We start from the raw sequence: 24,882 nt of genomic DNA, 5'->3' as shown, positions 1-24,882 counted from the left end.
AGATATCAGACCCTCATGGTGAGGAGCCCGCCAAAGCGGGCGTCTCGAACTCCGGAGCGAGGCGAAGAGCTAGCCCAGATTCAGCTCCTTGAAGAAGTCGTTGCCCTTGTCGTCGATGATGATGAACGCCGGGAAGTCGACGACCTCGATGCGCCAGATCGCTTCCATGCCGAGTTCGGGATATTCGAGCACCTCGACTTTCTTGATGCAGTGCTCGGCAAGATTCGCCGCGGCACCGCCGATCGAGCCGAGATAGAAGCCGCCATATTTCTTGCAAGCCTCACGCACGGCCGGCGCCCGGTTGCCCTTGGCGACCATCACCATCGAGCCGCCGGCGGCCTGGAACTGATCGACGAAGGAATCCATGCGGCCAGCGGTGGTGGGGCCGAACGCACCGGAGGCGTAGCCCTCGGGCGTCTTGGCGGGGCCGGCGTAATAGACGGGATGGTTCTTGAAATAGTCCGGCAGCGGCTCGCCCTTGTCGAGCCGCTCGCGCAGCTTGGCATGCGCGGAATCGCGCGCGACGATCATGGTGCCGGTCATCGAGACCCGCGTCTTGGTCGGGTACTTCGAGAAGGTGGCCAGGATATCCTTCATCGGCTGGTTGAGATCGATCTTGACGACCTCGCCGCCCAGCGACTGCTCGACCTCAGGCAAATACTGCGCCGGGTTGTGCTCGAGCTCTTCGAGATAGACGCCGTCCTTGGTGATCTTGCCGAGCACCTGGCGATCGGCCGAGCATGACACGCCGAGCCCGATGGGGAGCGAGGCGCCGTGACGCGGCATGCGGATCACGCGGACGTCGTGGCAGAAATATTTTCCGCCGAACTGCGCGCCGACGCCGAGCGACTGCGTCATCTTGAGAATTTCCTGCTCCATCTCGAGATCGCGGAACGCGTTGCCGTCGGGCGAGCCGTGGGGCGGCAGCGCGTCGAGATAGCGAGCCGACGCCAGCTTAACCGTCTTCATGCAGAGCTCGGCCGAAGTGCCGCCGATCGCGATGGCGAGGTGATAGGGCGGGCACGCCGCGGTGCCCAGCGTCAAGACCTTCTCCTTCAGGAAGGCGAGCAGCCGGTCCTTGGTCAGCACCGAGGGCGTGGCCTGGAACAGGAAGCTCTTGTTGGCGGAGCCGCCGCCCTTTGCCATGAACATGAACTTGTAGGCGTCATCACCTTCGGCGTAGATCTCGCACTGCGCCGGCATGTTGTTGGCGGTGTTCTTCTCCTCGTACATCGACAGCGGCGCGACCTGCGAGTAGCGCAGATTGCGGCGCAGGTAAGCATCGCGCGCGCCTTCCGACAGCGCCGCCTCGTCGTCACCGTCGGTGATGACGTTGCAGCCCTTCTTGCCCATGATGATCGCGGTGCCGGTGTCCTGGCACATCGGCAGCACGCCGCCGGCGGCGATGTTGGCGTTCTTGAGGAAGTCCAGCGCGACGAACTTGTCGTTCGGGCTCGCCTCGCCATCCTCCAGGATCGCGCGGAGCTGCTTCAGATGCCCCGGCCGCAGATAGTGGTTGATGTCGCCAAAGGCCGCTTCCGACAGGGCCCGCAGCGCCTCACGCGATACCACGAGCATGTCCCGGCCCAAGACCTTCTCGACTCGCACGCCCTCGGCCGTGACCTTCTTGTACGGCGTCTCGTCCTTGCCCAGCGGAAACAGCGGCGTGTGCTTGTAGGGCGGAACGGGTTTTGCGGGGTCGGGGAAGGCGGTGGGAGCGTTCATGGGCTGGAATCTCGGGGTTTTGGGGTCCTCGCATGGATCCCTTTCATAGAAGCGTTCTAAGCTTTTTTGCCGCAAAGGGAAGGCGCTCTAGTGCGGTCAGGGCATCCGGATTCGGCGGCATGGAGACCCTTTTCGGTGGCTCTCAGGCGGACATGTGTCCCTCATGAGGCCGGTGAAGACCCGGGATGTCCCCCTTGCGCTATGCGCGGGACGACGGTTGAATGCGCCCGCTAAGGGGCTTTTCATCATGACATTGAACTTGCACGTCCGCGGCGCGATCCTGGTCGCCGCCGCTATCACCGGCCTTGTGATCCTCGCCGCACCCGCGCGCGCCGACCGCTGCGACGACAGCGCCAAGGAGTTGGCGAACCAGGTCGATCGCCTCAAGGTGAATTTCCGCGCCGCCAATGTCGTCTACTTGACTCATCCCGCGGCCAAGGAATTGTCCGTGGCTTGCCGTGGCGACAAATATTCGATCGAGCTCTATGCCAAGGGCGATCGCAAGCCCAAGCCGGAGTTCTTTGCGCTGGTGGGGTCGATGGCGGCGATCGTCTTCACCGTGACCAAGGACGATACGACGACGGGCGCGACACGCTGCCTGAAGCGGATGGGGCTCTTGCGCGGCGACAAGATCAGCATGCGTTACCGGCGTCTCAACATGGAATGCACCCGCACCAAGACGGATGCGTCCATCGCGATCACGCGCGGCAAGGACGAATAGGCGGCTCCCGCGCGGTGTGCGTCTGACAGCACACCGCACACTACAGACTCCGTCATTGCGAGCGTAGCGAAGCAATCCAGAATCCCTCTGCGGAGACAGACTGGATTGCTTCGCTGCGCTCGCAATGACGAGGAGAGGTCTGTCCTCTCGCGGAAACAGCATTTATGGCGGCGCGAAAGCGGCCTCCTCCACCGCACCGGATCCCTTGCATTTTAACGATTGGCTTGAAGGAAATTTCGCGTCTCGCGGCGCAGGGTCAATTGTTTCCATATGTGAGGATTTGTGGATGAGCGTTTCTACCGTTTCGCCGCCGCCGATCGCGATCGTGGTGCCGAGCTACGACACGACCAAGCAGCAGGACGATCAGATCAAGACCAAAGACAACGACCCGACCTATAAGCCGCCGCCGCCCGCGCCGCTGCCGCCGGGCCAGGGCACGCGGATCGATCAGCTCGCCTGATCCGGCTGGCCTGCGATGGATCGCCCGATCCGGTTGATCGGGCTTTTCGCGCGTCCGGCCGCATCTTTGCCGGATAGCGTGGCCAAACTCGTGCAAGACTGCCCGGGGAACCGCGCATGATCGCACGTCTCTTGTTGCAGAATACGATCTTCGTCATCGCGATGGGCGCGTTGTTGTTCGCCTCCGCGGGCACATTGCATTGGCCGTCGGCCTGGGTGTTCCTCGTCACCTCTGTCCTGCTCGGCCCGCTCTGCGGCTGGTGGCTCTACCGGATCGATCCGGGACTTCTCGCCGAACGCCTGCGGCCGGTTATCCAGAAAAACCAGCCGGCCGCCGACAAGGCCTTCATGGTCGTGTTCATCGCGGCGATACTGGGCTGGCTTGTCGCGATGGGGCTCGACCGGCGTCATCTTGCCTCCAATGTGCCGCTGGCGTTGCAGGCGCTCGGCCTGGTGCTGTTCCTCGCCTCGACGCTGTTCACGCTGTGGGTCTTCCGCGAGAACTCGTTCGCCGCACCCGTGGTGAAGCTGCAAGCCGAGCGCGCCCAGCGCGTGATCTCGACCGGGCCTTACGCCCATGTTCGCCACCCCATGTACAGCGGCATGATCCTGTTCTTCGCCGGCGTGCCGCTGATCCTCGGCTCGTGGTGGGGACTAGCGATGGCACCCGTCTTTCTCGTGCTGTTCGCCGTCCGCATCCGCATCGAGGAGCACACGCTGCGCGAGGGCCTGCCCGGCTATGCCGACTACGCGACCCGCGTGCGCTATCGTCTGCTGCCGGGGATCTGGTAGTTCAGGTATCTAGTTCCTTGTAGCGCCGGAAGATGCCCTGCTCGTTGAAGGGGATGCGGCGCTCGCTTGCGAGATAGGCCTTGATGTTCGGCCGCGCCGCGACGCGGTCGTGCAGGCCGACGAGGCCGGGGATGTCGCCCTCGAACGCCGTCATGCGTTTCGGGAAGGCATAGCGCAGGCCGTCGACGATCTGGAACAGCGAGAGATCGACATAGGTCAGCCTGCGGCCGGTGACATAGGTGCCGCCATTGTCATCGAGCAGCTGTTCGAAATAGCCGAGATATTTCGGCACGCGCGCGCTCCAGAAATCGGCGGTGCGCTTCTTCGCCGCCGGCTTCTGGTCCTCGTAGTACAGCGAAGGTCCGAGCGGATGATGGGTATCGTGGATCTCCAGCACGAAGTCGGTGATGGTGAGCTGAAGCTGGTGCACCCAAAGTTTTCCCGCTTCCGTCTTCGGCGCGAGGCCATGGCGGGCGCCGAGATAGAGCAGGATGTTCGCGGTCTGGCCGATGACGAGCTTTCCGGCCTTCAGGAACGGCGGCGCAAAGGGCGGCGTGCCCTTCTGCGCGTCCATCATCTTCATCATCGCAGCCGTCCCGCGCGGCCCCCGCGCGACGTCGACATAAGCCGCCCCCGCCTCCTCCAGCGCCAGCCGCACATATTCTCCGCGGCCCTGGATCTCGGGCCAGTAGTAGAGCTCGTACTTCATGAGAGGGGGTCCGTGAGCGTGGGAGCGACGGAAGCAATGTAGCATGCAGCCGAAGGTTCCGTCAGGATGAGACGGAGCCGCCGGCCCGCACACTCCGTCCTCGCAACGACGGAAGAGAGAGCTTCAATTCACCGCAAAACAATACAGCAGCCCGTCGCCGCCGGTACTCTTCAGATCGGCCTGCGAGCAGCCGCCATCCGGGCCGCGCGAGGGATGCGCGGCGTTCCATGACTTCACCGTCGGGTTGGTCGCCGGGCCGCTGACGTCGGAATGGCCGAGCATCGCTGCGCCTTGCGTGCTCGACGTCCAGTTCTTGCAGGTGCGATCATCGGCGCCTGCGAACGCCGTGCCGTCAGGCTGCGATCCCGTGAGGATGTCGTGACGGTTGGGCTGGTCGCCATAGCCGCTCACAACCTCGCCCTTCTCGGTCAGCGAACTATCTTTGTTGACCTTGTTGGCGCTGTGCAGTTCAGCCACGTCCTTGGCGATCACGACGCCTTTTGCATTTTGCCACGGCCCCTTGCCAATGCGGTCGCGCGCGTTGACCGCCGGCTTGCCGTCGGCGGCCTGGGTGGAGAGATAGGCATGCCAGGTCTTGGCAGCAGCGCCACCAGCCTGTGCCAGCTTCTGGCATTGCGCATCGGCGCCATCGAGACCACCGAGATCGGCGCCTTTGCCCGGGCCGTTGGAGGTCACAAAGAACGTCATGTCGGGTGACTGCGCCCGCACAGCTGGACTTACGAAGACCGCAAGAGCGGCGCCCGCTGGCACGATGACCCTGGCAAGAATGCTCATCCTATCCTCCCGATTGTTGCTGCGATTGCCCCTGGGCCATCTTTGGTCCGCTGACATGAACCCGTCACGACGAGCATTATTCCGGCGGCCGGCCGCCCCGAAGGCCATGTCGATTAATTGCTTCCCGAGACCGCAGTGCCGGGCGAGCATAGCCATTGTGGGCCGATGCTCAAGCGATCGCCCAGGGGAGGACGCGGCAGACTGTTGCGGAACCGTTCAGGGCGGTATCCGCGATCACATCGGGGCTGCGCCGGGCGCGGCGCGAGGGGAGATCGTCATGCACTGGAACACCGTCCGCCGCCAGTTTAGTAGGCGTTGCGCGGCAATTGCCGGCTATGCCGCGCTTTGCTGCCTTGCCATCGGTCCGGACCGCGCCTTGGCCGCGGAACTGCTCAAAGCCCGACTTGCGCAAAACCTCGGACCGATCTCCGGCATTGCGATCGTCGCCAAATCGAAGGGAATCTTCGAAAAGAACGGACTGGACATCACGGTCTCGAACTTCACGTCCGGCAAGCAGTGCCTGGACACGGTGATCGGGGGCGGCGCCGACATCGCGACGACGGCCGAGGCGCCGGTCACCGCTTCGGCGATGGCAAACCAGCCCATCGCCTTCGTCGCCGGCATGGAATATTCCGACCTCAAGACGGTCGTCGCAGCCAAGGCCGGCGTCAAGACCAAGGCCGATCTTCGCGGCAAGCGAATCGCCTTCACGGCCGGCACCGGCAGCGAGGTTTACACGGCGACTTTGCTGAAGTCGGCGGGATTGACGCCCAAGGATGTCACCCTCGTCAATCTGCGGCCGCAGGAAATGCTGCCGGCACTTGCAGCCGGAAGCATCGACGCGATCGACACCTGGGAGCCCCACGTCGCCAACGCGAAGAAGGCCCTGGGCGAAGCCGTCGCTGAGCTCGATACAACGGGCACTTACTCCGAGACGTTCAACATCGTCGTCATGAGGCCCTATCTGGATGCCAACCCTGCGCTGGTCGAGAAGTTCATCGCCGCACTGATCGATGCCGAGGTCTGGATGAAGGAACACCCGGATGAAGCGATCACGACAGTGGCGGACGCGGTTGGAATGAAGCGGGACGAACTCGCGCCCATCTGGGCCGACTATGTTTACCGGGTGCGTCTCGACGACCGGCTGATCGAGATTCTCAAGACCCACTCCGCATGGCGCCTCGAGAGCGGCAACCATCCTCCGGGAGCGGCGATGCCCGACTTCAGCAAATTCGTCGTCACCGAGCCACTGAAAAAGGTCGATCCCGCACGCGTCACCCTGTCGTGGAAATAGGCACCCGCGCGGCCATGCAGGAAGCCACTTCAGCGGGACGCGATATTGCCATCCGCACTGGCGGTCGCGCTCGGCGGCCGAATTCAGTTCGGCTTCGCCGTCTCAATATTCTGGTCGGGGCGCTTTCGCTTCCCTTGTTCATTGGGCTCTGGGAACTTGTCTCCCGTTCCGGAACCGTCAACATGGTGCTGTTTCCGCCGCCCACGGTGGTTGCTGCGGCCGTGCTTGAATGGATCCGAAGCGGACAGTTCTTTAGCGATCTGTTGGCCAGCCTCTTTCGCGTCACCACGGGATTCATCATAGGCGGCGCGCTCGGCATCCTGCTCGGTGTTCTCACCGGCCAATTCCCCGTTATCTCGAGCTTGCTGTCCCCGCTATTCCATATCTTGCGGCCAATTCCGCCGATTGCGTTCGTGCCGATCGTCATCCTCTGGTTCGGCCTGTCGGAGGCGGGAAAATTGTTCCTCGTCGTATGGGGCGTATTCTTCACGGTATGGCTTTCGACTCACATCGGCGTGCAGAAGGTCGACCGTGGCCTGATTCGGGCGGCGTTGATGCTCGGCACGCCCCGACGGCAGATGCTGCAGGAGATCGTGCTGCTGGGCGCGCTTCCCTACATTGTGGTCGGGTTGCGCACCGCCGTCAGCATCTCCTTCTATACGCTTGTCGCGGCTGAACTGGCCGGCGCTTTCGCCGGCATCGTCTACAGGATCGAGATTGCGCAGCAGAATTTGCAAACGGGCCAGGTCATGGGCGGGCTCGCAGCGCTCGGGTTGATGTCGTTCATCGCCGACCGGCTGTTTGCGGCTCTTGCCGAACGTATCGTCTGGTGGCGCTGATGTCGGGATCTCGATCGGGCATGAAACTGGCGCTGGCAAGTTCGCCTGCCTCCGTCGAATCGGCGCGGAAACAACCGGCCATTCAAGTCTCGAACCTGAGCATCGTCTTCGACACCAAGCGCGGGCAAGTCATCGCGGTCGATCGCGTTTCCTTTGACGTGGCGCCTGGCGAATTCGTTTGCATCGCCGGACCCTCCGGCTGCGGCAAGTCGACGGTGCTCAATACGATCGCCGGGTTGGAAGTGCCGTTCGAAGGCGAGATCCTAGTCGAGAGCGCACCCGTCTACAGTCCGCGTCCCGATGTCGGTATGGTGTTCCAGCAGCCGCATCTCTTTCCCTGGAAGTCCGTCCGCAGCAACATCGCCCACGGCCCCAGGATGCTCGGGAAGTCCAAGACGGAAGCGTATGCCATCGCCGACGATCTGATCGCGATGGTTGGCCTCAAGCGTTTCGCCGACGCTTATCCGAACACGCTGTCCGGCGGCATGCAACAGCGCGTGGCGATCGCGCGAGCGCTGGCCAATCAGCCCCGTGTGCTGCTGATGGACGAGCCCTTCGGGGCGCTCGACGCGCAGACCCGCGCGGTGATGCAAGACAATCTGCTGGCGCTGCGCGACCGGATCAAGGCGACAATCGTATTCGTGACGCATGATATCGATGAAGCCATCGTGCTGGCCGACCGCGTTCTCATCATGAGCGCGGGACCCGGCCGCATCCTGCGCGAAGTCGCGGTCAAGCTGCCGCGCCCACGGTCGAGTTCTGTCATGGTCGAGCCAGCTTATCTGTCGCTCAAGAAGGATTGTCTCGACGTCATCCGCGTAGAAGGGTTGCGGGCTTTCAATCAGTCGGACGCGGACTGATGACCCGGAGCCCGCGGGTCTGAGGCGGACGCAGCGGGCTGGCATGGTTCTTGAATATTCGATGCCGGGTCTCACATGCGGAGCCGGCCATGCACAGGGCGAACAGCGCGATAGCGGCAGGTGTGATGCTCGCGGAGTCGGACGATCTCGTCAGACCGCTGCCCGGCTTGCTGGATGGTCTCAACCGGGCTGATTGCAATCGCTTGCGTGCGATCGGACGCGAAAAGATCCTGGAAGCCGGCCAACTGGTTTGGTCTCAGGGCGACGCACAGGCCGGGATCTACCTGATCAGCGAGGGACGCATACGCAGCTACTATGCTGCACCGTCGGGGCGCGAAGTCACGCTCGCCTATTGGTTTCCCGGCAACTTCGTCGGCGGGCCCGACATATTCGGGACGGGCCCGCACATGTGGACATCGGTTGCAGCCGAGCGCAGCCGGTTGACGTTCATGCCCGGACCGGCGCTGCGGCGGCTTGCGCTGGAATCGCCGACGATTGCCGTCGCCTTGCTGGATGCCCTCGCATTCAAGGCGCGATGCTATTCGGCGATGGCCCAGATGCTTGGGACGCGCTCGGTGACCGAGCGGCTGCACAGCCTGCTGATCTTCCTGTCGCACGTCTACGGCGTGAAGCGCGACAACGAGGTCGTCGTCGGCATGCCGTTCACCCACGGGGATCTCGCCAACCTCATCGGATCCACCCGCCAATGGGTGACCGTGCAACTCGCGCGGCTCCAGGACGAAGGCGTGATCAGATACGAAAGATCCGTGATTTCGATCCTGGATATTTCTACGCTCGGGCAGGCGATGGGATAATGTCCGCCCTTTAGCCGCCAGACTTCAATTCGAACGCCGATCCGTCTGCGCCTGCCTCGAACCGCCGCGCCAGTCCGATCAGCGCGCGATCGTGCCAGGCCGGCGCTAGCAGGGTCACGCCCATGGGCATGCCGTTTGACAATTTCGCATTCGGAACGGCGACGCCGCAGAGATCGAGTAGATTGGCAAAGTACGAGTAGTAGCCCAGACGATTGTTGAGGGTGATCGGATCACGATGCATCTCCTCCAGTGTGAACGGCCGCGGTGCAGTCGGAACCACCAGGGCATCGATGCCGGCAAAGATTGCTTCGGCGTCGCGGCGAAGCCGGTGCAGCCGGTGAATGGCGCCAAACGTGTCGATCGCCGAATAGCCGGCGGCTGAGCCCAGCACGGTCCTCGTGACATCAAGCAAGGAGCCGGATTCGACATCGATGAGAGAAGCGATGGCGGAGCGCCGCTCAGCGACCCAGGGACCGCTGAACATCAACTCCCCCGCTTGGCGGAATGGGGCAAAGTCCACCTCGATCGCCGTCCCTCCGATATGAGCAAGACGTTCGCAGGCGCTCTCGTAGAGTTCGCCGCATTCCGACATGCCGAAGCATTCGATATCTGCCGGCGCAACGCGGCCGAACCGGAATGATGCCGCCGCCCCGTTGGCGGAGAAAAAGGTTCTGGGCAGGCGGCTGTAGGGATCTTCGAAATCAAACCCTTCGATGATGTCGAGGATTGCTTCGCCGTCGCTGACGGTATTGCAGAATACCGACACGCAATCGATCGTCGGACAATTCGGCACCAGGCCACGTGATGACACCAGCCCAACGGTCGGCTTGATTCCGACGATGTTGTTGAACCCGGCAGGTATGCGCCCCGAGCCGCCGGTATCGGTGCCGAGCGCAAAGGCGACGTGCCCGGCCGCCACGGCGACCGCGGACCCGGAACTGGAGCCGCCCGCAACATAGCGCGCATCGGCAATCGACGCGCAGGGGCCATGGGGCGAGCGCGCGCCGGACAGGCCTGTGGCGAACTGATCGAGATTGGTCTTTCCGAGGCAAATTGCGCCGGCTGCGGTGAGGCGTTCGACGCTATGCGCGGAATGCCAGGGCGTGTAGCTGAACGCCGGACATGCGGCAGTTGTCGGCATTCCCGCGACGTCGATATTGTCCTTCACACCAAATGGAATGCCAAGCAGCGGAAGATTTTCGCCCGTCCGCGCGCGCGCCACCAGCTTATGGCATTCTTCGAGTGCCTCCTGCCGTGGGCGAAGATAGATCCAGCAATTGCGGTCGCGCTCGGCCTCGATCCGGTCATACGCCGTTCCGATCGCCTCCAGCAGCAGGGACGAACTCCTGGCAATGCCTTCGTAGTTTGTCCTGAGGCGCGCGACACACTGGCTCACGGAATATCTCCTCATCCAACCGGCATGTGCGAAATTGCGGCAGCTCTGCGCGGCCAACAAGCAATTAAGTGCTTCGCCCAAATGGCCGCCTGACCTTAAACCTGCCGCTCAAACAAAAAGGGCGCCGTGCCGAAGCACGACGCCCTCGTTTGTCGCTATACGCGCGATCAGTTGGTCTGCTGGATCGCCGACAATTCCCAGGCGCCGCCTGGACGTCGGGCAAAGGTCCAGACTTCGGTGGCCTCGCCCGGCTGCTCGCTGCCGGCGACAATTGCGCCGGTATTGCGGTCGAGCGTCTTGTCGGTGAGCGCGAAGCGCAGCGCCACCGTCGCGTAATCGGTCTCGCCTTCGCGCCAGGATTCCGCGAGGTCGCCCTGCAACAGCTTCACGCCGCTGATCTTGTTGACGACATTGCGCGCGCGGTTCTGGCCGAGGTCCTGCTCGAAATAGGAGACCATTTCCGGCGTCGCCAGCGTGTGCAGCTTGGCCACGTCCTCATTCGACCACGCGGTCTGGACATCGCCGAGCAGGCGCTCGAACGCTTCATAGTCGTCCGGCTTGATCTCGAGCGGGGCGTTGTTGGCGCCGAATCCGAAGCCGCCGCCAAGACCGCCGCCAAGACCACCACGGTTATTCGCCTGCGGTCCCGGACCGGCACCGGCGTCAGCGTTGGCATAGGCCGCCTGCGGGGTGTGCCGGCGCTGCCACCAGGACATCGCCAGCCGAACCACGAGCACCACGAGCACGATCTGGATGATCAGGCCGATGATCGACGACAGGCCGCCGAGGCCGCCGAACAGGCCACCGCCGAACAGCATGCCGAGCAGGCCGGCGCCGAGGAACCCGGCCGCAAGGCCGCCCAGGAAACCGCCACCGCGGCCGAACAGGCCGCCACGCGCGGGTGCGGCGGCAGCCGAATTCATGCCTGCGCCCGGCTGGGTGTAGGTCCGATTGAACTGCGAGGTCGAGCCCGGCGCGGTCGTGGTTGATGGCGGGGCCGAATAGGTGCGCGAACCGCGCGAACCAGACGACATGCCGCCACCGACGCGCGCGTCGGCGGACGAGATCGCCAGCGCAGTCGGCAGCGCAAGCGCCAGCACGACGGCAATCGTCTTGAAGAGGCTGCGGGAGCGTTGCGAGAAATTCATGTTGGTTTCCCAGATCCCCGGCATGGGGACGTGCCCCTAAGATGGGCAGCCTTCCGTAAAAAGGAAGCCACTATCGGAACTTATGGCTGCGGCCCTCAGTCGCGGGGATGTGGCAAAAGCCCATCTTTGGCGGCAGCTTGGCCGGGCGTGCGAAGGAGCCGCGGTCGCGGGTTACCGGTCACTAGTGCGACGGGAGTTCCGGTTTCCCGTCGTCATGGCGTCGAGGCCCTCACCCCGCCTTCGCCATCGTCTCCTTCACGGCCGCCACGAGCTGGCTGAGCGTGAACGGCTTGGGCAGGAAGTCGAACTGCTGGCCTTCGGGCAGGCTCTTCTCGAATGCGTCTTCCGCGTAGCCGGAGACGAAGATGAACTTGATGTCGGGATTCTTCTCGCGCATCGCCTTGAGCAGTGTCGGGCCGTCCATCTCCGGCATCACGACGTCGGACACGACGAGATCGATTCCGCCGCTCTGCTCTTCCAGTACCTCCAGCGCCTCGACACCGTTCTCGGCCTCGACCACTGTGTAGCCGCGCGAGCGCAGACCGCGCGCGTTGAGCGCGCGCAGGCCCTCTTCGTCCTCGACCAGGAGGATGGTGCCCTGTCCGGTGAGATCGGTGCGGGGCTTGGCGTCCGTCACGGACCCGGCTTCCTTCGCGGCACCATTGCTGGCGCCAACGACCGGCGCCGGCTGCTCGACCTGCACCTCCGGCTCGGCATGATGGCGCGGCAGGAAGATCTGGAACGAGGTGCCCTGCCCCGGCTCGGAGTCCACATAAATGAAGCCACCGGTCTGCTTGACGATGCCATACACGGTGGAGAGCCCGAGGCCGGTGCCCTTGCCGACTTCCTTGGTCGAGAAGAACGGCTCGAAGATCTTGTCGCGGATATCGGCGGGGATGCCGGTACCGGTGTCGGCGACCTCGATCCGCACGTAGTCCGCTGCCGGCATGCCCTTGTAGGCCAGCCTGGCCGCTTCCTCGGTGGTGACGTTGGCGGTGCGGATGATCAGCTTGCCGCCGTCGGGCATGGCATCGCGCGCGTTGACCGCGAGGTTGACGATGACCTGCTCGAACTGGGAGACGTCGACCTTGACCGGCCAGAGATCGCGGCCGTGGATGGTCTCGTGCTTGACCTTCTCGCCGATCAGGCGACGCAGCAGCATGGCGAGATCAGAGAGCGCATCGCCGAGGTCGAGCACCTGCGGCCGCAGTGTCTGCCGCCGTGAGAACGCCAGCAACTGCCGCACCAGCGTGGCGGCCCGCGTCGCGTTCTGCTTGATCTGCATGATATCCTGGAACGACGGGTCGGTCGGCTTGTGCGCGTTCAGCAGGAAGTCGTTCGCCATCATGATGGCGGAGAGCACGTTGTTGAAGTCGTGGGCGATGCCACCGGCGAGCTGGCCGACGGTCTCCATCTTCTGCGACTGATTGATCTGGTTCTCCAGCGCGCGCCGCTCGGTGGTCTCGAGCATGTGCACGATGGCGACTTCGGCGTCGTTCTCGGCCGCGTCCACGGGCGTGACGAAGAACTGGCCCCAGCGCTCTCTGGTTCCTTCGAGCGCCACTTCGACCGGCGCGACGTCGGCCTGGCCCTCCGCGGCCTGGTTGATGGCCGCGATCAAAAGATGCCGGTCGCGCGAATTGACCGCGCGGAAGATCGACTTGCTGGCGCTGTCGAGCCCTAGCGCCTGCCCGAGCTTGGCGTAGCGCGCATTGGCGCGCACGACGTTGCCGCCGCGGTCGACGGTGGCGATCGCCATCGGGGTATGGTCGAAGAAGCGCATGAAGCGCACTTCGGCGGCACGGTCCGGATCGCTGCGCTCGTCGCGGGCACGGCTGATCACCAGCGTGCGCGACGGGCCCGGCGCGCCGTCGGCGCCGAAGGCGAGCTTGTGATAGAGCCGCACCGGCATGGTCTTGCCGGTACGCATGCGCAGGTCGATGTCGAAGACCTCGGTCTTCACCTCGCCCGGCACCGACACGATCGCGGTCAGCAGCGAAGCGCCATCGCCGGAGACAATGTCGGTGAGCTTCAGCCCGCCCGAGCCGATCTCGGCGAGGTCGTAGTCGAGCCAGTTCGCCAGCGTCGCGTTGACATAAGCGAGCTCGCCGGCCGGATTGACCGAGAAGAAACCGCAAGGCGCGTGATCGAGATATTCGATCGCGTGCTGGAGTTCCTGGAACACGTCCTCCTGGCGCTCGCGGTCGCGGGTGATGTCGGCGATCGACCACACCGCGTATCTCGTCTCGCGCTTGCCGGTGCCGAGGGGCCGCACCCGCATGCGCAGCCAGCGGCCCTGGCTGCCGTCATGGCCGGAGATGCGCACCTCTTCCTGCTGCCGCTTGCCTTCGCGCGCGGCTTTCAACAGGCGGAACACCGCCTCGGAGACGTCGGGATTGCCGATGAAGACGCGTTCCACGGGGCGCACGTCCTGTGGCCCGGCGGCGCCGGTCAGCGTCAGATAGGCCGCATTGGAATAGACCACATGGCCGCGCGGGTCGGTCACGGCGAGGCCGTCAAAGGCGTGGTCGGCGATGCGCCCCATCACGGGATCGTCGAGATTGCGATCGACGAAGCGGATGATGCCGGCGGCGAAGGCGAACAGGTTGAACAGGCCGACCATCGCCAGCACGGCGAGGATGCCGAGGATATAGGGCTGGGCCTGCGCGCGCCCGAGCGTCATCAACCCGACGGCAACGGCGACGAGGCCGGCGGCCACCAGCAGCACCAGCGCAATGCTGCCCGAGCGCGGCGACGGCTCGTGCGCCGCAACGGGCTCGCGTGTGAGGTCGTGGTCGGTCTCGGCAGTCATCTCAAGCTGGCACAGCCTGTCGGCAGAGAATCAACGCGCTACAGGGCGCGCAGGGTCCTCCCTGCCTGAATCGGACCCGCAGACGCAAGGGCAGCAGGGGCGAAAGGTACGCTGATTCCCAGATTACGGCCATTTCCAGTACTTTTCAGGGGTATTATTGCCGGCTGGCACCGAATCCGCTCTTCAGACGCATGACGTAGCCGATCACTTCGGCGACCGCATGGTAGTGCTCGGTCGGGATTTCCTCGTCGATCTCGACGGTGGCGTAGAGGGCGCGGGCGAGCGGCACGTTCTCGACGATCGGGATGTCGTGCTCGCGCGCGATCTCCCGGATCTTGAAAGCGAGGTTGTCGACGCCCTTGGCGACGCAGATCGGCGCCGACATGCCGCGCTCGTAGGACAGCGCGATCGAGTAGTGGGTCGGGTTGGTGATGATCACGGAAGCCTTGGGAACCGCCGCCATCATGCGCTTCTTGGAGCGCTGCTGGCGCAACTGCCTGAGCTTGCCCTTGATGTGCGGGTCGCCTTCGGACTGCTTGAACTCTTCCTTGATCTCCTGGAGCGACATTTTCTGCCGTTGGAACCAGCTGCGATACTGGAAGAAATAGTCGCCGATGGCGATGATCGCGAGCGCCGCGACCACCGCGCCGAGCAGGTGAATGGTCAGGCTGGTGGAGGCGCCGAGCAGGGCGGCCGGATCGAGCCTGACCATCGCTTCCATGCGATGCCGCTCCGGCCACAGGATCATGGTCATGACCGCGCCGAGCACGATCAGCTTGCCGAGACCCTTGAGGAAGTTCGCCGCCGCTTGCTTGCCGAAGATGCGCTTGAGGCCCTCGGCCGGCGACAGCTTGCTGAACTTGGGCTTGAGGGATTCGGCCGACCAGACCAGGCGGTGCTGCAGCACGTTGCCGGCAATTGCAGCCAGCACCAGCATCAGCAGCGGCACGCCCACCGCCGCGAGCACAGCGACTTCGATCTGCTGCATCAGGGCGAGCAGCGCCCTGCCGTCGGTCTTGATCATCCAGGAATTGGCGAGCAGGTTGCGCATCGGCGCCAATAGCCCGCTGCCGACCGATCCCGAGAAGCTCGAGACCACCAGCGTGGCGCCCGCAATCATGAACCAGGTATTGATCTCCTGGCTCTTGGCGACGTCACCGCGTTCGAGCGCCTCTTCGAGACGTTTTTGCGTCGGGTCTTCTGTTTGACTCTCTGGATCATTGTCTTCCGCCATCGATCACCCGGTCACTTGAGTGGCATCATCTGGTGCATGACACCGATGAAATAGTCGAGATAGGTGCCCATCATCGCCGTGAGCACCACGGCGAGCACCAGGAAGCCGGCGAAGATCGAGAGCGGCACGCCGACGAAATAGACCTGCATCTGCGGCATCAGCCGCGCCAGCACGCCGAGCCCGATGTTGAAGACGAGGCCGAACACCAGGAACGGTCCGGAAAGTTGCAAACCCAGGCGGAACGCGGCGGCAAAGGCGCGCGTCGCCAGCGCGGCGACATCGCCGCTCGACACGGTCTCGCCCGGCGCGAAGATCGTGTAGCTGTCGTTCAGTGCCGCGATCACCAGATGATGACTGTCGGTGGCGAACAGCAGCGTGACCCCCAATATCGTCAGGAAGTTGCCGACCAGCACGCCCTGCTGTCCCTGCGTCGGATCGACCGAGGTGACGAAGCCGAGCCCCATCTGCTGCGCGATCACGGCACCGGCAACCTGCAGCGCCGACAACGTCACCCGCGCAGTCGCCCCCAGAACGATGCCGATCACGATCTCATGCAGCATCAGGACCAGCAGCGGCGCGATCGAACCCATGTCGACCTGATAGGCGTTGCGATGCAGCGGCAGGATGATCAGCGTGAGCAGCAGCGCGATCGACAATTTGATCCGTGTCGGGATATTGGTCTCGCCCAGGCCCGGCAACAGCATCACCATCGCGCCGACCCGGGCAAAGGCGAGCATGAAGGAGGCGGCAAGCGCCGGCAGCAGCGAGACGTCGATGCGCATGATGGGCGCATAGTGCCTCAACCGCCGATGATTCGCGACGATATCCGCAGCATGTGGGAATGCAGTGCGTCGGCCATGAACGGCAAGGCCAACAGCATTGTGGCAAAGATGGCCAGGATCTTCGGCACGTAGATCAGTGTCTGCTCCTGGATCTGCGTCAGCGCCTGGAACAGCGACACGACGACGCCGACCACGAGGCCGACCAACATCAGGGGCGACGACACGATCACGATGGTCCAGATCGCATCACGCGCGACGTCGAGGGTTTCCGGTCCGGTCATTGCACAATTCCCTTGTCTTATTCCTCGCCTCCCACCGCTCTTGCGAGCGATGCGAAGACCTATCCCCCGTCATTGCGAGCGTAGAGAAGCAATCCAGACTGCCGCTTCGGAAAGACTCTGGATTGCTTCGCTGCGCTCGCAATGACGATTGGGGCGGGCGCGAGCGCCAAAAATCAGATCGGCATCTTCATGATGTCTTCATAGGCCGCAATCACACGGTCGCGGACCGAGACCAGCGTCGACACGGCGACGTCGGTGTCTGCGACCGCCGTCACCACGTCCATCACGTTGGCCTTGCCGGCGGCCATCGCCACCGTCTGCGCATCGGATTTTCGACCAGACTCCAGGACGCTGCCGACAGTGTCTTTCAGAAGAGAGGCGAAGGACTGCCCGCTCGGCTCGTTGCCCTTGCCGGCACCGCTGTTCTCCAGCACGCGAGCGAGGTTTGCATAGGCGTTGGCGGCAATTGTCGGTGTTGCCATGGTTCAAATGTCCTGTTCAGCTCTTGAGGATGTCGAGGGTGCGCTGGATCATCCGGCGTGTCGCGCTGATGATGTTGAGATTGGCCTCGTACGACCGCTGCGCGTCGCGCATGTCGGTCATCTCGACCACCGAGTTTACGTTCGGATATTTGACGTTACCGGTCGCATCCGCCGCCGGATTGTTCGGCTCGTATTTGGTGCGGAAATTGGACTGGTCGGGCTTGATCCTGCCGAGGGTGACGACCTGCGCGTCGAGTGTACGGTCGAGCGCCGAGGAGAAGGTCGGCACCTTGCGCCGGTAAGGATCACCGCCGGCGGTCTGCGACGTCGAATCCGCATTTGCGATGTTCTCCGAGATCACCCGCATGCGCCCGGCCTGCGCCCGCAGACCGGAGGTCGCGATCGCCATCGAGCGGGCAAAGTCGCTGCTGTCATTCGCCATGATGCGCTTCCTCTAGCTCTAGCCTTTGCCGATCGCGGTCTTGAGCAGATGCAGGCTCTTCGAATAGAGCGAGGTCACCGCCGCATAATCCATCTGGTTGCTGGCGGCCTTCATCATCTCCTCTTCGAGATTGACGGCGTTGCCCGCGGGGCGGGTCTCAAAACCCGCATTCTTGTTCTGGTCGAATCCGGAGGCCGCGCCTGACGGCGCCATGTGGGAACCGCTGGTGCGGGTGAGCGCCAAGGGGCCCATCGAACCCGTGACGGCACCGCTCTTGTCCAGCTTCGGCTCGACCAGGTCGCGCGGCCGGAATTTGGGCGTGTCCGAATTGGAGACGTTCTCGGAAAGGACGCGCTGGCGCTCCTGGTGCCATTGCATCTTGGTGCGAAGCGCCGATAGCACCGGAAGATCGTTGATGGACATCGTTGCGGCTCCTTCCGCCTCGCAGGACCCATGGGTCCGAAGCTAGGCAGAATTTGCCGCCTGTATGGTTAACAGCTGGTTAAGGAGGTCGCAGGCAGTTGCCCCCCGCCGGGACACGAACGCGCACGCCCCGTGATTCTACGCCTCCAAAAGCGGCATTAACCCAACCGCTTGGCGGCGCATGCACAGGCCAAGAAGTCGTTTTGGATCGAGCGATTCATGGGTTATTAAGAGTTGGGGACGGCAAAACTTGCCGTGGGACGTTAAGAAATCGCAGTTTGGGGCAACGTAAGCCAGTGGTTGGCGCATCTGACCACGGGCCCGAGACAAGCGCCATTTGTCGGGGACAAGTATGCAAGGCAGTCCTATCACCTTCATCGTCGCGTTCATCGTCGTTCTGGCGTTGATCGGCGTCGCTGCATGGCTGGTTCGCCGATTCGCCACCAGCCGGCTCGGCGCCAACACCCAGCGCGGCCGGATGCCCCGGCTCGCCGTGATCGATGCCGCCGCAGTCGACGGCCGCCGCCGTCTGGTGCTGGTCCGGCGTGACAATGTCGAGCATCTTCTGATGATCGGCGGCCCCACGGACATCGTCGTCGAACCCAACATCGTTCGCGCAGCGCCCGGCCGCGACCAGCTCCCGCAGCGCTCCAATGCTGCCGAGCCGCCGCGTCTCGCGCCGATGCATGATAGCAGCAGCTGGGCCGACGAAGCACCGCGGCCCGAGCTGCTCGATCATCCCGAGCCGCACATGCCCGAGCCGCCACCGCGGCCCGCGCGCCCGTCCTTTGCCGACGAAGTGCGCCGGCCCGCTCCCGCGCTGGCCGAACGCCGCAACGAGCCGCCACCGGCCGGCTTCACCTCCGAGCCGATCGCGCCGCGCCCCGAGCGCGAGCTGCGTCCCGAACCTGTTCCGCCGCGCGTTGCGCGCAACGAACCCCCTCTGATGCCGCGTCCGCCGCGCCAGAGCGAGCCGGTGAAGGCGCCGCCAGTGCGCGCCGAGCGCGTCGCCGCACCACCTCCGCCCGTGCCGCAGGCTCCGCCCGTTCCGCCGCCGGCGCCCGCTCCTGCGGCGCCATCGAGCGCCGAGCAAAATCTCGCGGAGATGGCGCAGCGACTCGAAGCAGCACTCCGCCGCCCCGCCGGCGAGACGCTTGCCCCTCCGGTCGCCCCGGAGCCCCCGGCCGCTCCTCCGCGTGTGGCCCGCAGCGAGCCGCCGGCACCCCCGGCCCCTCCCGCAAAGCCGGCTCCGGAAAAGACCAGCTTTGAAAATCTCGAAGACGAGATGGCCTCGTTGCTCGGCCGTCCGAAGCCGTCTTCGTGAGGCTGCCGGCCCTCCCGCGTAGAGTTTTTCTTCTTTCTGTCCTGATCGGCGCGGCTTCGCTCGCGATGCCGGCGCATGCGCAGGATATCAGCATCAATCTCGGCGGAGGAGGCGCTGGCGGTGGCGGCGTCACCGAGCGCGCGATCCAGCTGATCGCGCTGCTGACGGTGCTGTCGATCGCACCGTCGATCCTGATCATGATGACGTCGTTCACGCGCATCGTGGTCGTGCTGTCGCTGCTGCGCACCGCGATGGGCACCGCGACCGCCCCGCCGAACTCGGTGATCATCGCGCTGGCGATGTTCCTCACCTTCTTCGTGATGGGACCCGTCCTGCAAAAATCCTACGACGAAGGCATCCGTCCGCTGGTCGCCAATCAGCTCGGCGTTGAAGACGCGCTTCAGCGCGCCTCCGTCCCCCTGCGCGGCTTCATGCAGAAGAACGTGCGCGAGAAGGACCTCAAGCTCTTCCTGGATCTCTCCGGCGAGCCGCCGCCGGCAACCCCCGACGAGCTCGGCTTACGCATCCTCGTCCCCGCCTTCATGATCTCGGAGCTGAAACGTGCCTTCGAGATCGGCTTTCTGCTGTTCCTTCCCTTCCTGATCATCGACCTCGTCGTCGCGTCCGTGCTGATGTCGATGGGCATGATGATGCTGCCGCCCGCAACCATCTCGCTGCCGTTCAAGCTGATCTTCTTCGTGCTCGTCGACGGCTGGTCGCTGGTGGCAGGGAGTCTGGTACAGAGTTACGGAGGTTAGCGGGCGCGTGCCCAGGGGCGAACTGCGGAGCCGGCCTTGCATCCCTCCCGCACTCGACTTGGCCCCGCTATCTCCCCGTCATTGCGAGGAGCTCTTGCGACGAAGCAATCCAGGCTGCCGCCGCGGACAGACGCTGGATTGCTTCGCTGCGCTCGCGATGACGGAGAATGGGGCGACCAGCAGCGCTTCGCGCGATACGGCAGCGCCCGCCCTCCCCCTAGACGTCGTGCTGCTTGCTGAACTGATCGCCAATCAGCACCAGCATGCGGTGAGGTCGCATTGACCTGCATCACGCTGCCGAAAGCGTCACATGCATCTTGCTGCCTGTCGCCTCGGCGAAGCGCAGAAGCGTTTTGGTGCTGGGCAGGGTCTGGCCATTTTCGAGCCGGGCAATCGTAGATTGACTGGTGCCCATCCGAGCCGCGAGTTCCGCTTGCGAAAGACCAGCACGCAAGCGGGCCCTGAGCAGTTCGGCAGCGATCTCGAACTCGGGCGCCAGCGCGTCATACTCCGCCTTCACCTTCGGGTTGGCGAGCAGACGCGCCTTCAGCTTCTCAAAAGCGATCGTCATGAGACGTCCTTTGCTCTTCGCAGCGCGAGCTCGATCTCGGCACGCGGCGTCTTCTGTGTCTTTTTCACAAACGCGCGCACAACGATCACTCTGCGTCCGATCGCAGTCACGTATAATGCGCGGGCAATTCCATCGCGACCGGCCAAGCGCAGTTCCCAGAGCTTCCCCTCTAGATGTTTCACGTGTGGCTCGCTAAGGCTCTCCAGCCCTGCCGAAGCGATGCGCTCTGCGAGCCGCAGAAAACGTGCCTGCATATCGGCCGGCAGAGCCGCAATCTCTGCGGCGACGGCCTCATCGAGAATTTCAACCCGCCAGGACACGGATCGACATTATCTCATTTTTGAGATTTTGAAAAGCGCAAAGAACCGACGCCGTGGCGGATCCGCTGTGCTGCTGACTAACGATCTTGCAAACTACCGCGTCATCTTGATCTGCCGCACGACGGGAATCGTGGGCAACGAGCCGGTGTGGTCGGACTCGTCCTTGGCCTGCGGAGAGGCCGGCGCGCGGGCGGTGGCATCGGGGAAGCGCTGCTTCATCTCGCGCAGGAAGCCGTCGAGCGTGTCGACGCTGGCAGCCAGCTTGGCGATATCGGCGAATTCGGCGCTGGAGGCGCCGGTCGGTTTGCTCGCGATGTCGAAGGCGAGCCGATCGGCGCTCTCGCTCATCAGCGGCGCATATTTCTCGCGGAAGCGCGACATGCCGATCGAGTCGTCGGCGAGCGCATAACCGACAGCCGCGCGGATGATGTCGCTTTTCTCCACACTGTTGAGCGGCTTGAAGTCACGGAAGCGCTCGCCGTAATAAAGCTCGATCTGCTCGGCGGATTCACGCCAGCGCCGCGCCGCCCAGAAGATGTCCGAGCGCAGCCGCAGCACCTCGCGTCCTGTAACGTTGGAGACGATGTCGAGCGCGAGATCGTGGCGGCCGACGTCGCTCTGGGCACGCGCCTCCAGCAGCAGCCGTTGCTGCCTGAGCTCGCCCGAGAGGTCGCTGATACGGCTCGCGCGCAACGCCGTGATCGCCATGTCGGGTCTGCGGTTGGCGAGATAGATCATGGAGAGTCGCGCGGCGACCTGCGCACGCGCCGCGCCTTCGAGGCGATGGTCGACCTGGTATTGCAGGAGCTCGGCGGCCTGGTCGAGCAGATCGATCGAGGCGAGACGGTCGGAGAGGCGTCGGATCAGTTCGTCGCCGCGGCGGCCGATCGGCGTCAGCTCGCGGAACTCGTAGAACATCCCCAGCGCTTCGATCGGCGGCAGCTCGTCGCCCTTGGGTCCCAGGAAGATCTGCGTGAACAGGTCGGAGGCGAGGTCCTGCGCCTGGCGCGAGGCTTCCGCGTTCGGCTGCAGCTTTGTCGCGGTACGCGCCGCGGTGAGCGCATCCCGGTAGCGCCCGTTCTCGGCAAACATCTGGGACAACATCTGGAGCGTCTTGACCTCGATCGAGTCGCCGCGCCAGGTCATCGAGAGCGTTTCGAGCTCGCGCAACGCGTCTTCCTTGCCGATCTCATCGCGCTTCTGCCGCAGCGCGACCTCGAGCTGCTTGGCCTCGGCCGCAGCCGGCCGGTCGGACGAGCCGACCGCGAATTTGTAGTCGTCGAGCGCGTCCTTATCGTGGCCGAGCGCTTCGGCGAGCCGGCCGCGCAGCACCGCGAAGCCGGGCGCTGCCTCGGGCGAGACGCCGACCACCTCGAGCTCGCTGCGGCGCTTGGAGGCACCGGCATAATCCTTCACCTCGAGCGAAGCGCGCATCGCCTCCATCGTCACGATGCGCTGGATGTCGAGCGGCAGCGAGGCGATGGCGAATTCGACGTTCTTGAACTTCTCGCGCGCGTCCGCCCATTTGCCCTGGCGCGCATAGGCGAGCGCCTTCCAAAGCTGAGAATCGTGACTGTTGCCGATCACGGGGTTGGCGAGGTCCTTCAGGCCCTGTGCCGGCCGGCCGATCAGGATGCTCGCGATCGCATGCATGATCAGCGCACCGCTCTCCTCCTTGTTGAGGGGATCGGCCAGCATCAATTCGGTGACGGCCTTGGCCTCGTGATACATCGCGCGCGACATGTAGAATTGCGCGAGGTCGAGCCGCGGCAGCGAACGCATCGCCGGCTCGACGTTGGAGATCGCCGTGATCAGCTCGTTCTGGCGCGCTATGAAATTTTCCGACTGGCCCTTGCGCCAGGCTTCGGGACTGAAGACCGGCCGCACTGCGGTGGGCGCGCGCTCGGCCGAGATGTCGACCGGCGACAGCGTCAGCCCGCCCTTCTTGCCGAGGATGACCTTGTCGGCTCCCACCTCGACGCCGACCTCGTCGGAATTCGGCCGGATCGCGATGCCATGCGCGGACTCCAGCAGCGCGAGGTCAACGAGGTCCTGTCGCTTGATGAAGCCGCGCACCGGCCGCTGCGCGGTGACGACATAGAGCGTGTCGCCGGCATCGGGATCGGTGAGCTTGTGCAGGAGGCCCGGATTGGCAAAAGGAATCGCGATGTTGGCGAGCGCCGGGTCGGTAATGTTGCGCGAGATCATTAGCGGCAGCGGCGTCGCCTGGATCTTGTCGGCGAGGGTCAAGAGCCAGTTGGTCTGCTTGCCGACCTCCTCGCTCGTCAGCGAATAGACCAGGGGCCGGGTGAGACGGATGCGCACCGCCTGTCCCTTCTCGAGCGGGACGCGGCCGACCTCGCCGATCATCGCACCGCCCTTGGTGCGGATCGCCTCGACGTCGATTGGCTTCGCCGTATCGAACACCAGCCAGACTGTGTCGCCACGGCGGAACGCCGCCGCAGGCGTTGCGACCTGAAGCGGGAAGGTCACGCGCAGGCCGTCGCTGTCGCGGCGGACATCGACGCTGGCACCAGTCGGCTGCGGCGCGGCGGGCGCCTCTGCCGGCACGGCCTTGACGGCTTCCTTGACCGGCTCCTTGACGGGCTCCTTGGCAGCTTCTTTCACGACCTCTTGAGGCGCTTCGGCCATGACCGGCTTGGCAGGCGCGACCGCGGTTTCTGCAGCTGGGGGCGCAGGCTTCGACATTTCTTTGGGCGCTTGTGCAACTTCGGCCGCAGGAGCCGGCACCGATTTCGGCGCTTCAGCGGGCGGCATGGCGGCGGGCGCCTCCGGCTTCACCTCGGGCTTCACGTCGATCCTGGCTTCGCGCGCGATCGCCTCGGACGTCGGCGGCGCGATCGGCTTCTCGGCCGCAGGCTTTTCAGGCGCAGGCGCCGGTCCATGAGCGGCGGGCTTGGCCTGCGCGATGGCAGCCTCGGCCGAATCGGCCATCTTGCTCTTGTCCGGCTGGAAGGAGATGTCGACGACGTAGTTCTTCTCGTCGCGGAACGAATGCACGTCGGAATCGCCGATCAGCGCGATCTCGACACTGGTCTGGTCGATATCGCCTTTCTGCTTGATCGAGGCGACGTTCGGCGGCGCTGCGACGACCGCGTCCGCCAGATCGAAATTGAGGTTGGCGTTGAAAGCGAGCGTGAGCTTCTGCTCGTTGAGCACGGAGGATACACCGACGCCGTCGGGCATCTCGAACACGAAGCGAACGAAGGTCGGCTGCACCGAAGCGCGCACGCGGATCTGCGGGTGCTTCTTGCTCTCCGCCGCGGCGCGCTGGGCACGCAGGGCGCGTTCGGCGACGCGCGCGCGCTCGGCGAGTTCCTTGACCACGTCCATCGGCAGGCTCGGCGGTGGCCCCTTCCAACCCTCCGGCAAGAGGTCGATGAAGGTTCGTTCGCCGGCATTCATGGTATTGACGGTGACGCGCCGCGCCAGCGACAGACGGATGGCGCCGCCATCGGGATCGCGGCGGGCGGAGTTGACGTAGTCGGGCGCACCTTCCGGGACGCGGTCGACGGGCACGTCGACCGCCCGGTCGAAGCGGATGACGAGAATGGAGCCGGCCGTCGTCACCTCGGAAGGGATGTCCTCCCCGAGCTTGATCACGAGACGGGCAAAGCCGCCGCTGGCCGAGAAAGTCGCCTCGCCCCTGACAGCATCGGCCGCCCGGACAGGCGCCGTGAAGCCGATCAGCAGGCTGACTGCCAGCAGCGGCGCCGCGCGGACATGACGCGACAGCCTCCGCGCCAGGGCGCGGGCTCGCGACACAAATCCAGCGGCAGCCTCTCGCGCCATTGGCGGCATTTCTTCCGGTTCGACGGTCCACGCCGGTATTGATGCCGGCCCCTGCTCCAGACTGTAGATTTTGGCAATTAAGGACTT

24 protein-coding genes are annotated in these 24,882 nt (G+C 64.4%); 9 read left to right on the top strand and 15 right to left on the bottom strand.

What is annotated here, in order from left to right; genetic code table 11:
• Positions 1-69: 69 nt before the first annotated feature.
• Complete coding sequence (locus tag ABIB91_RS00225; protein ID WP_354159217.1) at positions 70-1,725, bottom strand: fumarate hydratase; 1,656 nt, start codon at positions 1,723-1,725, stop codon at positions 70-72.
• A 247-nt stretch (positions 1,726-1,972) separates the two neighbouring features.
• Between ABIB91_RS00225 and ABIB91_RS00220 the strand changes: the two genes are divergently transcribed.
• From ABIB91_RS00220 to ABIB91_RS00210, 3 genes are all read left to right on the top strand, one after another.
• Positions 1,973-2,446, top strand: coding sequence for a hypothetical protein (locus tag ABIB91_RS00220; RefSeq protein ID WP_354159219.1), 474 nt, complete (start codon positions 1,973-1,975; stop codon positions 2,444-2,446).
• A 286-nt stretch (positions 2,447-2,732) separates the two neighbouring features.
• Positions 2,733-2,906: a hypothetical protein gene (locus ABIB91_RS00215; protein ID WP_007612258.1), complete on the top strand. Its 174-nt coding sequence runs from the start codon at positions 2,733-2,735 to the stop codon at positions 2,904-2,906.
• Between the two features lie 116 nt (positions 2,907-3,022).
• Positions 3,023-3,697 carry a methyltransferase family protein gene (locus ABIB91_RS00210; RefSeq protein WP_354159221.1) on the top strand — a complete coding sequence of 225 codons (675 nt, stop codon included), beginning with the start codon at positions 3,023-3,025 and terminating at the stop codon, positions 3,695-3,697.
• A 1-nt stretch (position 3,698) separates the two neighbouring features.
• On the opposite strand, the gene ABIB91_RS00205 is transcribed toward ABIB91_RS00210, so the two are convergent.
• Together ABIB91_RS00205 and ABIB91_RS00200 are read right to left on the bottom strand one after the other, a co-directional pair.
• The gene (locus ABIB91_RS00205) at positions 3,699-4,406 is read right to left on the bottom strand and encodes a glutathione S-transferase (RefSeq protein WP_354159223.1); all 708 of its coding nucleotides are present in this window, start codon (positions 4,404-4,406) and stop codon (positions 3,699-3,701) included.
• A 123-nt stretch (positions 4,407-4,529) separates the two neighbouring features.
• Positions 4,530-5,201 (bottom strand): lectin, encoded by a 672-nt coding sequence (locus ABIB91_RS00200; protein ID WP_354159225.1) that lies wholly within the window; start codon positions 5,199-5,201, stop codon positions 4,530-4,532.
• A gap of 277 nt (positions 5,202-5,478) precedes the next feature.
• Between ABIB91_RS00200 and ABIB91_RS00195 the strand changes: the two genes are divergently transcribed.
• The 4 genes from ABIB91_RS00195 (at position 5,479) to ABIB91_RS00180 (ending at position 9,009) form a co-directional block, all read left to right on the top strand.
• On the top strand, positions 5,479-6,495 hold the full coding sequence (locus ABIB91_RS00195; RefSeq protein ID WP_354159227.1) for an NrtA/SsuA/CpmA family ABC transporter substrate-binding protein: 1,017 nt from the start codon (positions 5,479-5,481) through the stop codon (positions 6,493-6,495).
• A gap of 14 nt (positions 6,496-6,509) precedes the next feature.
• Positions 6,510-7,334: an ABC transporter permease gene (locus ABIB91_RS00190; protein ID WP_354202300.1), complete on the top strand. Its 825-nt coding sequence runs from the start codon at positions 6,510-6,512 to the stop codon at positions 7,332-7,334.
• 20 nt (positions 7,335-7,354) lie between these two features.
• Positions 7,355-8,194, top strand: a complete 840-nt coding sequence (locus ABIB91_RS00185; protein WP_354159311.1) for an ABC transporter ATP-binding protein — start codon at positions 7,355-7,357, stop codon at positions 8,192-8,194.
• 89 nt (positions 8,195-8,283) lie between these two features.
• Complete coding sequence (locus tag ABIB91_RS00180; protein ID WP_354159229.1) at positions 8,284-9,009, top strand: Crp/Fnr family transcriptional regulator; 726 nt, start codon at positions 8,284-8,286, stop codon at positions 9,007-9,009.
• A 10-nt stretch (positions 9,010-9,019) separates the two neighbouring features.
• Here the strand turns inward: ABIB91_RS00180 and atzF are convergent, their stop codons facing one another.
• The 9 genes from atzF to flgB form a co-directional block, all read right to left on the bottom strand.
• On the bottom strand, positions 9,020-10,405 hold the full coding sequence (atzF, locus tag ABIB91_RS00175) for an allophanate hydrolase (RefSeq protein ID WP_354159231.1): 1,386 nt from the start codon (positions 10,403-10,405) through the stop codon (positions 9,020-9,022).
• 167 nt (positions 10,406-10,572) lie between these two features.
• The gene (locus ABIB91_RS00170) at positions 10,573-11,577 is read right to left on the bottom strand and encodes a Tim44 domain-containing protein (RefSeq protein ID WP_354159233.1); all 1,005 of its coding nucleotides are present in this window, start codon (positions 11,575-11,577) and stop codon (positions 10,573-10,575) included.
• Between the two features lie 205 nt (positions 11,578-11,782).
• The gene (cckA, locus tag ABIB91_RS00165) at positions 11,783-14,365 is read right to left on the bottom strand and encodes a cell cycle histidine kinase CckA (protein ID WP_354159235.1); all 2,583 of its coding nucleotides are present in this window, start codon (positions 14,363-14,365) and stop codon (positions 11,783-11,785) included.
• Positions 14,366-14,519: 154 nt separating this feature from the next.
• The gene (flhB, locus tag ABIB91_RS00160) at positions 14,520-15,599 is read right to left on the bottom strand and encodes a flagellar biosynthesis protein FlhB (RefSeq protein WP_007602156.1); all 1,080 of its coding nucleotides are present in this window, start codon (positions 15,597-15,599) and stop codon (positions 14,520-14,522) included.
• Between the two features lie 11 nt (positions 15,600-15,610).
• Entirely contained in the window at positions 15,611-16,381 is a 771-nt protein-coding gene (gene fliR / locus ABIB91_RS00155; RefSeq protein ID WP_007602155.1) for a flagellar biosynthetic protein FliR, read from the bottom strand.
• 17 nt (positions 16,382-16,398) lie between these two features.
• A complete protein-coding gene (fliQ, locus tag ABIB91_RS00150; RefSeq protein WP_007602153.1) occupies positions 16,399-16,662 on the bottom strand; it encodes a flagellar biosynthesis protein FliQ in 264 nt (87 codons plus the stop codon).
• Positions 16,663-16,835: 173 nt separating this feature from the next.
• Positions 16,836-17,144, bottom strand: a complete 309-nt coding sequence (fliE, locus tag ABIB91_RS00145) for a flagellar hook-basal body complex protein FliE (RefSeq protein WP_007602151.1) — start codon at positions 17,142-17,144, stop codon at positions 16,836-16,838.
• Positions 17,145-17,160: 16 nt separating this feature from the next.
• Positions 17,161-17,586, bottom strand: coding sequence for a flagellar basal body rod protein FlgC (gene flgC / locus ABIB91_RS00140; RefSeq protein ID WP_007602149.1), 426 nt, complete (start codon positions 17,584-17,586; stop codon positions 17,161-17,163).
• A gap of 18 nt (positions 17,587-17,604) precedes the next feature.
• Positions 17,605-18,009, bottom strand: a complete 405-nt coding sequence (gene flgB / locus ABIB91_RS00135; RefSeq protein ID WP_007602147.1) for a flagellar basal body rod protein FlgB — start codon at positions 18,007-18,009, stop codon at positions 17,605-17,607.
• A 352-nt stretch (positions 18,010-18,361) separates the two neighbouring features.
• Here flgB and ABIB91_RS00130 point away from each other — a divergent pair, with 352 nt between their 5' ends.
• Both ABIB91_RS00130 and fliP read left to right on the top strand, forming a co-directional pair.
• Positions 18,362-19,333 (top strand): flagellar biosynthetic protein FliO, encoded by a 972-nt coding sequence (locus tag ABIB91_RS00130; protein ID WP_354159239.1) that lies wholly within the window; start codon positions 18,362-18,364, stop codon positions 19,331-19,333.
• The gene (gene fliP, locus ABIB91_RS00125; RefSeq protein WP_035994574.1) at positions 19,330-20,091 is read left to right on the top strand and encodes a flagellar type III secretion system pore protein FliP; all 762 of its coding nucleotides are present in this window, start codon (positions 19,330-19,332) and stop codon (positions 20,089-20,091) included. The genes ABIB91_RS00130 and fliP overlap by 4 nt, the downstream gene beginning before the upstream one ends.
• A 289-nt stretch (positions 20,092-20,380) precedes the next feature.
• On the opposite strand, the gene ABIB91_RS00120 is transcribed toward fliP, so the two are convergent.
• From ABIB91_RS00120 to ABIB91_RS00110, 3 genes are all read right to left on the bottom strand, one after another.
• Complete coding sequence (locus ABIB91_RS00120) at positions 20,381-20,662, bottom strand: helix-turn-helix domain-containing protein (RefSeq protein ID WP_354159241.1); 282 nt, start codon at positions 20,660-20,662, stop codon at positions 20,381-20,383.
• A complete protein-coding gene (locus ABIB91_RS00115; RefSeq protein ID WP_354159243.1) occupies positions 20,659-20,982 on the bottom strand; it encodes a type II toxin-antitoxin system RelE/ParE family toxin in 324 nt (107 codons plus the stop codon). The genes ABIB91_RS00120 and ABIB91_RS00115 overlap by 4 nt, the downstream gene beginning before the upstream one ends.
• 93 nt (positions 20,983-21,075) lie before the next feature.
• Entirely contained in the window at positions 21,076-24,795 is a 3,720-nt protein-coding gene (locus ABIB91_RS00110) for a tetratricopeptide repeat protein (protein ID WP_354159245.1), read from the bottom strand.
• Positions 24,796-24,882 lie beyond the last annotated feature (87 nt).

The organism is Bradyrhizobium sp. JR4.3 (genome assembly GCF_040547695.1).
GTDB lineage: Bacteria > Pseudomonadota > Alphaproteobacteria > Rhizobiales > Xanthobacteraceae > Bradyrhizobium > Bradyrhizobium canariense.
Note: the sequence above shows the minus strand (reverse complement) of the source record. Positions and strands in the feature narration are given on the sequence as shown.

Excerpts from the sequence above, each read along its gene's own strand:
- ABIB91_RS00225 (WP_354159217.1), bottom strand. The coding sequence starts at position 1,725 with ATGAACGCTCCCACCGCCTTCCCCGACCCCGCAAAACCCGTTCCGCCC.
- ABIB91_RS00220 (WP_354159219.1), top strand. The coding sequence starts at position 1,973 with ATGACATTGAACTTGCACGTCCGCGGCGCGATCCTGGTCGCCGCCGCT.
- ABIB91_RS00215 (WP_007612258.1), top strand. The coding sequence starts at position 2,733 with ATGAGCGTTTCTACCGTTTCGCCGCCGCCGATCGCGATCGTGGTGCCG.
- ABIB91_RS00210 (WP_354159221.1), top strand. The coding sequence starts at position 3,023 with ATGATCGCACGTCTCTTGTTGCAGAATACGATCTTCGTCATCGCGATG.
- ABIB91_RS00205 (WP_354159223.1), bottom strand. The coding sequence starts at position 4,406 with ATGAAGTACGAGCTCTACTACTGGCCCGAGATCCAGGGCCGCGGAGAA.
- ABIB91_RS00200 (WP_354159225.1), bottom strand. The coding sequence starts at position 5,201 with ATGAGCATTCTTGCCAGGGTCATCGTGCCAGCGGGCGCCGCTCTTGCG.
- ABIB91_RS00195 (WP_354159227.1), top strand. The coding sequence starts at position 5,479 with ATGCACTGGAACACCGTCCGCCGCCAGTTTAGTAGGCGTTGCGCGGCA.
- ABIB91_RS00190 (WP_354202300.1), top strand. The coding sequence starts at position 6,510 with ATGCAGGAAGCCACTTCAGCGGGACGCGATATTGCCATCCGCACTGGC.
- ABIB91_RS00185 (WP_354159311.1), top strand. The coding sequence starts at position 7,355 with ATGAAACTGGCGCTGGCAAGTTCGCCTGCCTCCGTCGAATCGGCGCGG.
- ABIB91_RS00180 (WP_354159229.1), top strand. The coding sequence starts at position 8,284 with ATGCACAGGGCGAACAGCGCGATAGCGGCAGGTGTGATGCTCGCGGAG.
- ABIB91_RS00170 (WP_354159233.1), bottom strand. The coding sequence starts at position 11,577 with ATGCCGGGGATCTGGGAAACCAACATGAATTTCTCGCAACGCTCCCGC.
- cckA (WP_354159235.1), bottom strand. The coding sequence starts at position 14,365 with ATGACTGCCGAGACCGACCACGACCTCACACGCGAGCCCGTTGCGGCG.
- flhB (WP_007602156.1), bottom strand. The coding sequence starts at position 15,599 with ATGGCGGAAGACAATGATCCAGAGAGTCAAACAGAAGACCCGACGCAA.
- fliR (WP_007602155.1), bottom strand. The coding sequence starts at position 16,381 with ATGCGCATCGACGTCTCGCTGCTGCCGGCGCTTGCCGCCTCCTTCATG.
- fliQ (WP_007602153.1), bottom strand. The coding sequence starts at position 16,662 with ATGACCGGACCGGAAACCCTCGACGTCGCGCGTGATGCGATCTGGACC.
- fliE (WP_007602151.1), bottom strand. The coding sequence starts at position 17,144 with ATGGCAACACCGACAATTGCCGCCAACGCCTATGCAAACCTCGCTCGC.
- flgC (WP_007602149.1), bottom strand. The coding sequence starts at position 17,586 with ATGGCGAATGACAGCAGCGACTTTGCCCGCTCGATGGCGATCGCGACC.
- flgB (WP_007602147.1), bottom strand. The coding sequence starts at position 18,009 with ATGTCCATCAACGATCTTCCGGTGCTATCGGCGCTTCGCACCAAGATG.
- ABIB91_RS00130 (WP_354159239.1), top strand. The coding sequence starts at position 18,362 with ATGCAAGGCAGTCCTATCACCTTCATCGTCGCGTTCATCGTCGTTCTG.
- ABIB91_RS00120 (WP_354159241.1), bottom strand. The coding sequence starts at position 20,662 with ATGACGATCGCTTTTGAGAAGCTGAAGGCGCGTCTGCTCGCCAACCCG.
- ABIB91_RS00110 (WP_354159245.1), bottom strand. The coding sequence starts at position 24,795 with ATGGCGCGAGAGGCTGCCGCTGGATTTGTGTCGCGAGCCCGCGCCCTG.